13 protein-coding genes are annotated in these 12,352 nt (G+C 64.4%); 3 read left to right on the top strand and 10 right to left on the bottom strand.

All coding sequences use genetic code 11. From position 1 onward, the window contains the following. Positions 1-387 precede the first annotated feature (387 nt). The 5 genes from AC1D1Y_RS23845 to AC1D1Y_RS23825 all read right to left on the bottom strand — a co-directional run bounded on the left by AC1D1Y_RS23845 (position 388) and on the right by AC1D1Y_RS23825 (position 2,722). Positions 388-909 carry an alpha/beta hydrolase family protein gene (locus AC1D1Y_RS23845; protein WP_477684524.1) on the bottom strand — a complete coding sequence of 174 codons (522 nt, stop codon included), beginning with the start codon at positions 907-909 and terminating at the stop codon, positions 388-390. Continuing rightward, a complete protein-coding gene (locus tag AC1D1Y_RS23840; protein WP_477684523.1) occupies positions 910-1,182 on the bottom strand; it encodes a YkvA family protein in 273 nt (90 codons plus the stop codon). Between the two features lie 253 nt (positions 1,183-1,435). Next, on the bottom strand, positions 1,436-1,684 hold the full coding sequence (locus AC1D1Y_RS23835) for a hypothetical protein (RefSeq protein WP_477684522.1): 249 nt from the start codon (positions 1,682-1,684) through the stop codon (positions 1,436-1,438). A 41-nt stretch (positions 1,685-1,725) separates the two neighbouring features. Beyond that, positions 1,726-1,935: a hypothetical protein gene (locus tag AC1D1Y_RS23830; RefSeq protein WP_477684521.1), complete on the bottom strand. Its 210-nt coding sequence runs from the start codon at positions 1,933-1,935 to the stop codon at positions 1,726-1,728. A 37-nt stretch (positions 1,936-1,972) separates the two neighbouring features. Further along, a complete protein-coding gene (locus AC1D1Y_RS23825) occupies positions 1,973-2,722 on the bottom strand; it encodes a 2-keto-4-pentenoate hydratase (protein ID WP_477684520.1) in 750 nt (249 codons plus the stop codon). Positions 2,723-2,852: 130 nt separating this feature from the next. On the opposite strand from AC1D1Y_RS23825, the gene AC1D1Y_RS23820 reads away from it, so the two are divergent. From AC1D1Y_RS23820 to AC1D1Y_RS23810, 3 genes are all read left to right on the top strand, one after another. After that, on the top strand, positions 2,853-3,518 hold the full coding sequence (locus AC1D1Y_RS23820; protein ID WP_477684519.1) for a hypothetical protein: 666 nt from the start codon (positions 2,853-2,855) through the stop codon (positions 3,516-3,518). Between the two features lie 157 nt (positions 3,519-3,675). Further along, the gene (locus AC1D1Y_RS23815) at positions 3,676-5,427 is read left to right on the top strand and encodes a molecular chaperone HscC (RefSeq protein ID WP_477684518.1); all 1,752 of its coding nucleotides are present in this window, start codon (positions 3,676-3,678) and stop codon (positions 5,425-5,427) included. Further along, positions 5,427-7,010: a hypothetical protein gene (locus AC1D1Y_RS23810; RefSeq protein ID WP_477684517.1), complete on the top strand. Its 1,584-nt coding sequence runs from the start codon at positions 5,427-5,429 to the stop codon at positions 7,008-7,010. Before AC1D1Y_RS23815 ends, AC1D1Y_RS23810 begins: the two co-directional genes overlap by 1 nt. A gap of 166 nt (positions 7,011-7,176) precedes the next feature. Here the strand turns inward: AC1D1Y_RS23810 and AC1D1Y_RS23805 are convergent, their stop codons facing one another. The 5 genes from AC1D1Y_RS23805 to AC1D1Y_RS23785 form a co-directional block, all read right to left on the bottom strand. Then, positions 7,177-8,808, bottom strand: a complete 1,632-nt coding sequence (locus tag AC1D1Y_RS23805; protein WP_477684516.1) for a HEAT repeat domain-containing protein — start codon at positions 8,806-8,808, stop codon at positions 7,177-7,179. 5 nt (positions 8,809-8,813) lie between these two features. Further along, entirely contained in the window at positions 8,814-10,115 is a 1,302-nt protein-coding gene (locus tag AC1D1Y_RS23800) for an amidohydrolase family protein (protein ID WP_477684515.1), read from the bottom strand. Between the two features lie 23 nt (positions 10,116-10,138). Further along, complete coding sequence (locus AC1D1Y_RS23795) at positions 10,139-10,597, bottom strand: hypothetical protein (protein WP_477684514.1); 459 nt, start codon at positions 10,595-10,597, stop codon at positions 10,139-10,141. 71 nt (positions 10,598-10,668) lie between these two features. Then, entirely contained in the window at positions 10,669-11,403 is a 735-nt protein-coding gene (locus AC1D1Y_RS23790) for a GNAT family N-acetyltransferase (protein WP_477684513.1), read from the bottom strand. Continuing rightward, complete coding sequence (locus AC1D1Y_RS23785; protein ID WP_477684550.1) at positions 11,403-12,335, bottom strand: ABC transporter permease; 933 nt, start codon at positions 12,333-12,335, stop codon at positions 11,403-11,405. Before AC1D1Y_RS23785 ends, AC1D1Y_RS23790 begins: the two co-directional genes overlap by 1 nt. Between the last annotated feature and the right edge of the window lie 17 nt (positions 12,336-12,352).

Raw genomic sequence — 12,352 nt, 5'->3', positions numbered from 1 at the left:
TACTGCCAGGCCAATTTATTTATTTGGCTTGGCCAACCTTACCGCTTTGTTGGAATGGCTACATCCGCCTTTTGTAGGAGGAAAACCCTTGGCCGGAGAAAGGTAGAGGTGAATTCCCGCATTGGTGATAGAACCGCAACTTGACGGATCGACACCGCGCACTGGGATGCCAATCGGCGCAGCCAGTAAATCGGTGCCCGATCCGTCGTCAAGATCTGCCCCGCTCGAAGCGGCTGGCTGCACCGGGTGTAGTACAGCGCCAGCCAAGATAGCAGGCGCCCTGAGCCGGATTGCCGTTGCGTGTGTGGGCAGCGGATATCGCGCCAAAACTCGGGGATGCACAGCGGCTCTGCTGGACGGCAGGGCGTTGATGACTCTGCTGCAACGCTAGCGCGTCGTCATCCAAGCAGCCATAGCATCCAGCAGTTCGTCGCGCACCTGCGCATCGGTGCGGCCTGAACGCACCAGCACATGAAAAGCGTGGTCGGCGCCATCCACGATGTGCAGGGTGGCCTTTTTGCCGAGCTTGGCTGTGGCCTGCGTGACCAGGTCCAGGTCGGCGAGGGCATCGCGCGTGCCTTGCAGAAAGAGCATAGGCAGTTTGACGCCCACCAGGTGCGCGGCGCGTTCGGTGGAAGGTTTGCCGGCCGGGTGCAGTGGAAAGCCCACCAGCACAAGGCCCTTCACGCCGGGCAAGGGCTCAGCCGCCTGAGCCTGCGTGCTCATGCGCCCGCCGTAGGACTTGCCGCCGGCAAACAGCGGTACACCCGCAGGCATATGCCGCGCCGCTTCAGCGACCGCTGCCCGGATTGACGCATGCGCGACGCGGAAATGGTTGCGCCGGAAGGGAGCGGAATCGTCAGTGAAAGGGGGCGTGTCGACATCAAGGGGGAGCGTGCGGGGTGGCATTCATTCCTGGGGTTTTGCCGCAGGATCGGCGATCCCGGGCGGCAGGCGGTTCAACAGCCAGCGGATCGCCAGGGGGACCAGTACCAGGTCGTCGGCAATGCCGATGACGGGCAGGACGTCGGGGATGAGATCAATCGGTGAGAACAGGTAAAGCGCAATCGCCGCGGTCCCCCATTTCAGCCAGGCGGGCGCTTCGGGGTGGCGCAGGGCCGTCCACAGCCGCCGTGCATCGCCGCGTACCAGGACCCAGAGCAAAGTCAGGCGTTTGAACATGAAAACTCCTTGGGTGAAGGTGCAGGCCCGGCGGGCCGCTGGCATCCAGATGGTGCTGCTTGCCTGGGCTGCAAGGGCATTGACGGGGCGTTACATTCGCGCGGGCGTTTGGCTGGTTCTTTCCTGCTCCTTCCTCCTTTGGGGGAAGGTTGGGATGGGGGCCCGCGGCGCTTGATGGCACCGCGGCTTTGGGTTGGAGGCCGGTTGGCCCCCATCCCTGCCTTCCCCCAGCGGGGGAAGGGGTAAGAGGAGGTCAGTGCGCCAGATCGGCCACCAGCTTGTTGGCCGCCTGGACAGCCTCATCGCGCGTGGGCCAGGTCCTGTCGTCGCTGTCGTGCAGGGGCGGCAGCGATTCAACATGCACCACATCGATGTACCAGGGACCGTCAGGGAGATGGCACAGCCTGGCCATGTAGTGCCTGCCGTTCGCGACGCCGGGGACGTATTCCTCGATCGGTTCCGGCTCTTCTGCTTCTTCCGCTTCTTCTGGTTCGGGGTTCATCGGCTTTCTTTCCAAATCCCGATTATCCGCAAAGGGTGCCGCTAGTCCTTGAGATCCACCTTGAGCGCCGCGAGCTTTTTGGCGTAAGCGTCCCTGCGTTTGGCGGCTTTTCCCGCGGTCTCGATGGCCATCTGGATCGCCTTAGGGCCCTTTGCGGCGACCGTTTTGATCAAGCCGAATTTGTAGGCCGCCTCTGCCTCCGCCCTCCGGTAAGTGGCGATGAGCTCGGCATGGGCAATAAGTGAATTCATGGAGTAACTTTTTACTGGTTCTACTGGTGGCCTGCACCTAGGATTTAAAACGCAACTCTACCGCGCCGGCTCCCGCTATGTGACCGCGCACGGTCGCATCCATGGGTGCGTTCAGCAGGCCGGTACACGACCCGGTGGTCACGATCTGGCCTGCACTAAGCGGCTGGCCGTGTTCGGCGCAGTGCAACGCCAGCCATGCCAATAGGCGCCAGACGTCTTGCGCCGGATTGCCGCCGCGGGTGTGGGCGGCGGAGGTCGCACCAAAACTCAGCGACGCCTCAAGCGTGCGCAACTCAATATGTGCAGGCAACAGCGCCGACGGGCTGCCCAGCACCAGGGCGCCGTGGCATTGCAGGTCGGCCAGCTGGGCCAGCGGTTCGGCGGTATGCCCATCGGCCAGGCGGCTTTCCACAACCTCCATCACTGGCAGCACCGCATCAAAGGCTTGGGCCAGTTCGGCGGGTGCCAGCAATTTTCCCTTGGGGTCCAGGTCACGGCCCAGCCGGAAGGCGATTTCGACCTCGACACAGCGCCATCGCCAGGCAGGGCCTGTGAGCGTGACACCTGAAGCATGTATACCCGAGACGGGCAGCGGTGCGCAATGGGGTTCGATGTGCGGGCCTTTGGCGCCTACCTTCCAGCCGGCGATGGGGCCTATGGCTGCGAGTGTCGCGTCCTGAATCGCGTAGGCGCCGGCGCGGTCGGCGGGGACGATACCGCGCCAGGGCACGGCGGGGCCGTCGTTTCGTGCGGCGATCAATAGCTGTGCAGCTTGTTGTGGAGTCATGATTCGGTCGTGGCGGCCTTTGTTTTTTGCGTTCATCGTACACATCCCGGCATGCCACCGATCACGCCGCCTGTGCATTAGCATAGGCAATGTGCGATCCGTACCGCACTCAATGAAGAATCAATAAGGGATGGAAATGATCAACCGATGCCTCACTTTGTTCGCGGCTTTTTGGGTGGTGCTGCTGGCAACGGCTTGCGCTCCGCAATCAGAACTGCTTTATAAAGACCGGAAATTGCTGAGCGGTGAGAACGGTCTCCTGGTGGGATCTCTCGGTTACAGGACCTCCACGGGTCAAGCGGTAGCGCCATCGCTGAAGACGCCCTGGATAGGCGTTTTCGTGAAGTCAATTTCCAATCCTTCCATGAAGGAACTCTATTTCGGGAATACCGTTGCAGCCGGGGCGAAAGGCGGTTGGCGAGATGCCGAGGCCGTTGTACGGACCGATGAAGGGGGGCGGGTGTTGATAGGGTACAAGCTGCCTCCGGGCGAGTACGAAGCTTCCGGGTATGGTGTTGATCTTCTCGGCGGACCGGTCAGTTGGTCGGCTCGCCCCAGGCTTCGAGTACCCATGCGATTTTCTGTCACCGCGGGAGCGATCACCTATATAGGATTTCACGAGGTAGATCTGTCCGGTGCGGCGAGTTTTCTCGACATGTCGGCTCCAGGGCGGGCAAGTGTTCACGCCTGGGAGAAATTTGACGACGACACGGCGCTTCTGTATGTGATCAGGCCGGATCTTTCAGGTGCGCCTATCCAGGACGCCGCCAAAATTTTTCCTCGCAGCCCGCGCTAGTTGCGGGCACAAGTTTTGGCGTGATGCCCCCTGGCTTCCCGAGCCGGCTTTCGCCAGCGGCCTGGAGGCGTCCGGCCGCGACGGCTGAGCCGCCGCTCACCGCTGTCAACACACTCGGTTACCATGCTTTCCTATAAAACCGGAGGAGGGCGGGCAGATGATCGTCGGCATCGATTTGGGAACAACGAACAGCCTGGTGGCGGTGTGGCGCAATGGTCGGCCTGAGCTGATCCCCAACGCCTTGGGCGAGGTGCTCACGCCCTCGTGCGTCAGCATCGATGAGGACGGCTCGGTGCTGGTGGGCAAGGCGGCGCTGGAGCGCGCACAGACCCATCCCGAGCGGACGGCGCGGACCTTCAAGCGCTACATGGGGAGCGACAAGGTCGTGAACCTGGGCCAGCAGGCTTTCCGCGCCGAGGAGCTGTCGGCGCTGGTGCTGAAGTCGCTCAAGGCCGACGCGGAAGCCGCGCTCGGCGAAGAGGTGACCGAGGCCATCATCACCGTGCCGGCCTATTTCTCCGATGCGCAGCGCAAGGCCACACGCGCCGCGGGCCAGATGGCCGGCCTCAAGGTGGACCGCCTTGTCAATGAGCCCACGGCCGCGGCGCTGGCCTACGGCATCCACCAGCTGGGCGCGGAGACGCGCTTCCTGGTTTTCGACCTGGGCGGCGGGACCTTCGACGTGTCCATCCTGGAGATGTTCGAGGGCGTGATGGAGGTACGGGCTTCGGCGGGCGACAACTTCCTGGGCGGCGAGGACTTCGTCACCGCGCTGGTGGACCATTTCTTCAAGCACAAGGACGTGCCGGCCGGCCTCAGGCGCGACGCCGGCTTCATGTCGCGGCTGCAGGCCCAGGCGGAGGCGGCCAAGCGCGCGCTCAGCCTGCGGCCCACGGCCACCATGTCCGCCACGCACATGGCGCTGGACGGCGAGCGCGAATACCAGATGGACGTGGATGAGTCGTCGCTGGCCGAGGTTTGCGCGCCGCTGCTCAAGCGCTTGCGCGCACCGGTGGAGCGGGCCTTGCGCGACGCCAATCTGCGCAGCGGCGACCTGGAGGCCATCGTGCTGGCGGGCGGCGCCACGCGCATGCCCCTCGTACGCAAGCTGGTGACCAGCCTGTTCGGCCGCTTCCCGGCGATAGACCACAACCCGGACGAAGTCGTTGCGCTTGGCGCGGCGGTGCAGGCCGGGCTCAAGGCCAGGGACGCCGCGCTGGACGAGGTTGTGATGACCGACGTGTCGCCGTATTCGCTGGGTGTCGCGATCAGCAAGCGCATCTCGGCCACGGCGTCGACGCATGGGCACTTCGACCCCATCATCGAGCGCAACAGCCCGGTGCCCATCAGCCGGGTCAAGAGCTACGTGCCCACCAATGAAAACCAGTCGACCGTGTCGCTGAACATCTTCCAGGGTGAGTCGCGCATGGTTGCCGACAACGTTCACCTGGGAGACCTGGAGATCCGGCTGCCGCAGCTTCCGCTGGAGGATTGCGCGGTGGAAGTGCGCTTCACCTATGACGTCAACGGCCTGCTGCAGGTGGAGGCGACCATTCCCAAGACCCAGGACAAGTTCAGCGTGGTGATCGAGGGCAATCCCGGCCTTCTGACCGAGCGGGAGATTGCCGACCGGCTCAAGGCCTTGGCCGGGCTGAAGATCCATCCGCGCGACCAGATGGACAACCGCACGCTGCTGGCGCGTGCCGAGCGCATCTACCAGCAGTTGCGCGGCGAGGCGCGTGAATGGCTGGCCGGCCGCATCGTCGGTTTTGAGGCGGCGCTGGCCACTCAGGACAAACGCAGCATCGCGCCGGTGCACAAGGCCCTACAGAAGGCGCTGGACGACATCGAAAGCGACGACAGGCTTTTTGACGTGAGCGCGCAGGATGCGACGCAGGACTCGGACTGATGGACGCGCCGGCCCTGTTTGCGCGGCTGCAGCTGCGTCCCGACGCGGATGAGCGTGACGTCCGCCGCGCCTACGCGCGCGAACTGAAGCAGATCGACCCCGAAACCCAGCCCGGCGCTTTCCAGGAGTTGCGCGAGACCTACGACCAGTTGCTGTGGTGGCTGCAGCGGCAGAAGGTTGAAAAGCAACTTGAGGAGGAAAGCCGGCAGGCTGAACAGGCCGAGCATGCGGACGCGGGCCGGGCGCCCGTGGCCGGCCCGGCGCCTGCCGATGCGCAAGCGGTTGCCATGCCGGAAGATGCGCCACTCCCCGGGCCAACCACCACCGCGCAGCCGGCCAGTCCTGAAGTGCTGGGCCGTGAAGTACTGGAAATGCTGATCGGGCAGCTCCAGGTACAGGCCTGGATAAACGGCGACGACGCCGAAGACGCGCTCGTGCGCTTGCTGGATGATGAACGCCTCATCAATGTGGATGCGCGCCGGTATTTTGAGTGGGGCGTGGCGCAGATACTGTCCGAAGGCTGGCGGCCGGGCCATGAACTGCTGTTCGCGCCGGCCACGGAGGTCTTTGGCTGGGACGCCGACCGCAGCCGCCTGCTCCAGTTCGGCCGGGCCGGGCATATCGTGGATGCGGCCATCGAGGAGATGGCGCTGTTCGACACCCAGGAGTGGCAGTATCGCGAGGAGCAGAAAGAAGTGATCCGCCGTACGCGCAGCCCCGACCGGCTGACGCTGAAGCATCTCTTTACCCACCTGCCGGTCGCGGAAATGGTTTTCAGCCATTTCCCGAACTGGCTGCACATCATTGCGAATCCCGCGACGGTGACGCAATGGCAGGCGTGGCACAAGGAAACACCGGGCTGGCGGCGCAAGCTGGCGTCGGTCGGCCGGTCCCGCACGGTGAAGGGTCCGGCCAGCGCGCCGCAGAAAAAGGCCTCATCGGTAGGCGCCGGCTTCGTGCTTGTTTTTTTTCTGCTGATGGGTGTGAACGCGCTGAACTCGGTGCTCAAAGACCGGAGCCCTGCGCCGATCGGCTCGAGCCATCAAAGCTTCAACCCGCCGCGCCTGGACGGCGCCGTGCCGCAATCCGATCCGGCCAAGGTTGTATCGGACAAGCTGACTTCGACGGTGCCTTTGCCGCGAGGTATCAAGGCGGACGCCGACCCGGCCCAGGCGCGCATCGACGCCGCCTTCTTCGCCAAAAAACGGCCCAACGCTGAGTTGTGCCTGGATGCCTCGGACCTGGCGCGCATGAATCCCGAAACGCACAGGCGGGGCGAGCTAGGCCAGAAGTTTGATGCCTTTGTCATGGACTGCCTGGTCAAAAAGCTGGCCGTGATGCATACCGATGCCTTCGAGCCTTCTTATCGGCGCGAGCAGGCCCGGCTAAAGGCGGAGATCCATGTACTGACGAGCCGGCCCTTGCAGATATCGCCGCCTGTGGAGCCTTTCCGCCGGAACGCGGACATGGACATTCCGAGCTACAAGTTTGTCCCCGACAAACCCAACCCGTTTGCGACGCCCGAAGTGCCCAGGCTGGTCACCGAGCCCAACGGTTCGGGGGTTCGGTACGAGATCAAGTAGGGGCGGGTGCCCCGCAGCCTTGGCCGTCGCAGGGCTTGTTCCTGGGGGAGCCGCGAATCGTCGCTCAGTTTTTTTTGCAAAGCCGGCCGAAGGCATTCCCGTCAGCGCGAAGCCTGGGGGGAATGCATAAAACCCGCCGCGACCGATCACGCATGACACGGTTGGATCAGTGGGTCTTTGCATTGATGGCATCCAGCGCTTCTTGTGCGGCGACGCTGCAATCCGGATCGTCATCGCCCAGCAAAAGTTCCAGGGCCGGCACTGCTGTGATGGCAAGGGGGCCGAGCCCGCCAAGTGCGTTTGCCGCCGCGGAGCGGGGATGCCTGGTGTCCGTACTTTCGATGATGCGAACCAGGTGTGGGATGGTCCGCGGGTCAGCCGCTATCCGCGCCAGGGCGATCGCGCATGCAGTCGACAGCACATCGCCGGCTGATTGCAAACCTTCGACCAACTGCGGCGCGGCGGAAATGGCCGCGGGGCCCATTTCTCCCAATGAAAAAGCAGCCCACCCCGCGCGTGGGTCGTCCTGCGCCTGCACAAGTGTGAGGAGCTGTGGGATCGCGGCTACACCCACACGCGCCAGTGCCCGGCTCGCCGCAGACCGGACAACCGGGCTTGGACGACCGAGAGCTGCCAGCAAAGCCGCCATGACCGGGGGATCCGCCGAGGCCATGGATCCCAGTGCGTCGGTTGCGGCCCATTGGAGATCCCAGTTGTCTTCGTCTTGCATTGCCTCGATGAGCCGGGGAAGGAGGGGCGCGGCCGCCGGACCCAGCTCGCAGATCACGTCGCAAACAGACTCGTCGTAGTCGTCAAAGACCCGTGCAAGCGCGGGCAGCGACTCGTTGACGCGCCGGTCAATTTTCCACAAGGCTTTCGACGCGGGCACAACGCATTCGTCAATATTCAGTGCGGCCACCAGGGCGTCGATGGCTTCCAGCGGAGCGGGGCGGATCAAACCCAAAATGTCGCAGACCTGTGACGCGGAAGTGGTATCCCGATTTAGCCATTGACAAAGGTATGCAGCATGAGCAGACATATCTATCTGGGGGGCAAGACGTGCCAGCTGTGACAGGACAGCGTTCAACACTCTTTTGGTGGGGTCCTGTTTCAATATGCCAAGCATGATTTCGGCATGGTCTGGAGCCGGCAGTCCCAGGGATTCGATGAGGTAAAGCGCTGACCAGCGCGTATCCTCATCGGCATCATTCAGCGCGGAGAAGATGAGCGGGCGATAGCCGCGCAGGCGCGCGGGCTCATCCATGCGTTTTCCGATATTCCCGAGGGCATGGAGCGCGGAACGGCGATCCGAGGTGATCCCGAACTCCACCAGTTGAAAGAGGGATTCGACGGTTCGGCTGTCGCAATCGTGGACGAGGCCTAAAGCCCAGGCTGCGCGTGAGCGGACGTTTTCTACGGGGTCTTGCAGCAGGCGCCGAAGTGAATCGCTTGCTGGGCGCGCTTCGTCGCCGATATTGCCGATCGCCCATGCAGCGCGTTGCCGCACCTCTGGGTCAATATCCAGAAGACTGTCAATGAGCGGCTCGATGCTCTGAGGTTTGCAATAAGCAAGGGCCCAGAGCGCGCTTTCCGCCGTTTTGGGATCGCCATCACCCAGGCGTTCGATTAACACCGGAATAGCCGCGGCAGCTTTGGGACCCACCTTGAACGCCAGGTCATAGAGGGCCTCGACCGCTTTCCGCTTTTCATCCGCGCCAGGGCTTCGCGCCTTGACGACAAGTTTGCCGATGATTGTGGGCAGCTCTCTGTCATCTGGCGGCGGGGTGTCCCAGTTCATTGATGTCATGCGGGAGAGGGTTCACCGCTTCGACCCGCTTGCCGAAAATCTGTGCTCGAAGGCCGTTGAGGCAGCCGCAGTCCGGTTTTGACTTCCACGGTCTCTGCCAGCAGTTGCCCCTTCTTCCACACCTTGAGCCGGTTCGCCCGCAAGCGGATCGCCTCCACCGAGTCACGCGCCTGCAGCAGCACAAAACTCGCATCGCAGCCCACGTCCAGTCCGTAGCCCTGCAGGTGCATGACCCTGGCGGCATTGACCGTCACCGCGTCAAAGCACTGGCGTATGCCTTTCTGGCTGGTCATCTGGGCCACGTGCAGGCCCATGTGGGCGACTTCCAGCATGTCGGCGCTACCCATGCCGTACCAGGGGTCCATCACGCAGTCGTGGCCGAAGGCGACGTTGACGCCTGCGGCCATCAGTTCGGGCACGCGGGTCATGCCGCGGCGTTTGGGATAGGTATCGTGGCGGCCTTGCAGGGTGATGTTGATCAGAGGGTTGGCGATGACGCTGACGCCGCTTTCGGCGATCAGGGGCAACAGCTTGGAGACGTAGTAGTTGTCCATGCTGTGCATGGAGGTGCAGTGGCTGCCGTTGGCGCGGCCTTGCAGGCCCAGGCGCTGGGCCTCGTACGCCAGGGTTTCGATGTGGCGCGACAGCGGGTCGTCGGATTCGTCGCAATGCATGTCGACCAGCAGGCCGCGTTCGGCCGCGATCTCGCAGAGCAGCTTGACGCTCGCGGCGCCGTCGGCCATGGTGCGTTCAAAGTGCGGGATGCCGCCGACCACGTCCACGCCTTTGGCTAGAGCGCGCATCAGGTTCTCGACGCCGCCTGGCGTTCGCAGCACGCCGTCCTGCGGGAATGCGACCAGCTGCAGGTCGATATAGGGTGCGACCTGTTTCTTCACCTCCAGCAGCGCATCGACGGCCAGCAGGCTGGCGTCGCTGGTGTCGACGTGGCTGCGTATGGCGAGCAGGCCTTTGGCGACGGCCCAGTCGCAGTAGGCGAGGGCGCGTTCGATGATGGCCTCGGCCGTCAGCAGCGGTTTGAGTTCTCCCCACAGCGCGATGCCTTCCAGCAGCGTGCCGCTTTCATTGACGCGCGGCAGGCCGTAGCTCAGCGTGGCGTCCATGTGGAAATGGGGGTCTACGAAGGGCGGGCTTAGCAGGTAGCCGCCGGCGTCTATCGTCTCCTTGGCCGGTGCCTGCAGGCCCGCCTGGACGGCGGTGATCTTGCCGTTCTGTACGGCGATGGACATATTGCTGCGGCCGTCGGGCAGGGTGGCGTGGGTGATCAGGAGGTCGAGCATGGCAGTGGGCCTTGTGTGGGGTGTCAGCGGGCGCGCTGAGTGCGGTAGCGGTACTGGCCGTTGGCCGGACCGACTTCGATGGTGATGCGGCGGAGCTTGTCGTCATGCCCTGAGGAGGCGCGCGCCGTGAGCACGATGCCGGTCGGCGTTGCGCGGCAGCTGAGGCCGCTGAGCGTGATTTCCGAGTGGTCGTTGTTCATCTCCGTAATCCCCGCCGTGTGCTCGGCATGCAGGCTGCCGTTGGCGTCGCGCGTCATCCACTGAACATACAGAAAGGATTGTGCGTACTGGTCGGCGTGCAGAACGCGATAGGTCCCCTGCTTGTCTTTGCCGCACGTCCCGCACATCTGTATCCAGCTGACGGCGTCGGGTGTCTTGAAGGTGTCGTAGCTGTAGTTGCTACCGAGTGCCTGCGCACTCGCGCAGCCCAGCGCCAGCAAGGCCGCCAGCAGCGCGCCTGGTAGGGCGGTGGTCTTTGTCATCAGCGTTCACCTTTTCGATACGGTTTCATCCAGGCGTGGGTGACGGGGAGGTCTGGCATGGCGTGGGCCCTTCAACTGCGATTTTGCGGGTCCGCGGACCAGCGTGCGCGAGGCAGGCGGTATATACAGCATCGCCGGTCTGGGTTGCCCTGGGGGTAGGCCCAGTGGTCGAATTCATCGGCAGGGCTTTCCTGCATGCCCAGGCGCTGCATGACGGCGCGCGAGCGGGTGTTGCGCAGCGTGGTCAGCGCGACGATCTCTTCCAGGCCCAGGGACTCGAAGCCGGCGCGCAAGGCCAGGCGTGCCGCCTCGGTGGCCAGGCCCAGGCCCCAGAACTGCGGTGCGAGCCGCCAGCCCACTTCCACGCAAGGGCCGATGGGAAATTCCGGATCGGGAATGTTAAGGCCGGTGAAGCCGGCGAATTGCGGGGCCGTCGCTCCTTCGGCCAGGTAGTCCAGGGCCCAGAGTCCCCAGCCGCGTTCGTTGATCTTGCGGCTCATGCGATCTATCCAGGCGTCGCTTTGCTCACGCGTGAGCACCGCCGGAAAGTGGCGCATGACCTCGGTATCGGCCGTCATGGCGGCAAACGGGTCGCGGTCGGCGTCCTGCCACGGGCGCAGCCGCAGGCGCGGGCTGGCCAGCAAGGCCGGTGCGATGGCGGCGGCACCGCCGGGCGCCCATTCGATGCTCGCGGCTTCAAGGCCGCCGCCCAGGGCGTCCAGCAGCAGCTGGCGCTCGGCTTGTTTGCGGGCGGTTTTTTCATTGAGGAAAGTCGGGTCGACGCTTTCCGGTTGGCGGCTGCGCATCAGCGCTCACCCTTGCGATACGGTTTCATCAAGGCCTGAGGATACGCCGCCTTGCGCGCCACCAGCACCAGCGCGAGGATGGACAGCAGGTAGGGCAGCATCAGGTAGACCTGGTAGGGCACGTTGACCAGGCCGGCGGTCTGCAGGCGCAGCTGCAAAGCGTCAAAAAACGCGAACAGCAGCGCGCCCAGCAGCGCCTTGCCGGGCCGCCACGAGGCGAACACCACCAGCGCCACGCAGACCCAGCCGCGGCCGTTGACCATGTTGAAGAAAAAGGCGTTGAAGGCCGACAGCGTGAGGAAGGAGCCGGCCACGCCCATCAGGGCCGAGCCGGCGACGATGGCCGCCGTGCGTGTGGCCGCGACGGAGACCCCCTGGCCTTCGGCGGCCTGCGGGTTCTCGCCGACCATGCGGATGGCCAGGCCGGCCGGCGTGCGGTAGAGCAGCCAGGTGACCAGCGGCACCAGGGCCAGGGCCAGCAGGGTGAGCGKGGTTTGCGCGGCCAGCACGTCAAAACCCGTGCCATCCAGCCAGTGCATGGGTGCAAACGGTGTCACGGTGGGCGGGGTGTCGACCTTGGGGAAACTCACGCGGTAGCCGTAATAACTGAGCGAGGTGGCCAGCAGGGTAATGCCCAGGCCGGCGACGTGCTGCGACAGCGCCAGGCCCACGGTGAGGAAGGCGTGCAGCAGGCCGAAGGCCGCGCCGGTCAGCGCGGCCACGCCCACGCCGACCCACAGCGGCGCGCCGCCGTACACGGCCAGCCAGCCGCTGAAGGCGCCGGCGACCATGATGCCTTCGATGCCGAGGTTGAGCACGCCGGCACGCTCGCAGAGCAGCACGCCGAGTGTGCCGAGGATCAAAGGCGTGGCGATGCGCAATACCGCGATCCAGAAGGGGGCGGCGGCGAGGATGTCGAGAAGCTCGCTCATGACGTCAACTCTGGGTG

The organism is Polaromonas sp. P1_G1 (assembly GCF_056405595.1).
This window is presented reverse-complemented; position numbering and strand designations above follow the sequence as displayed.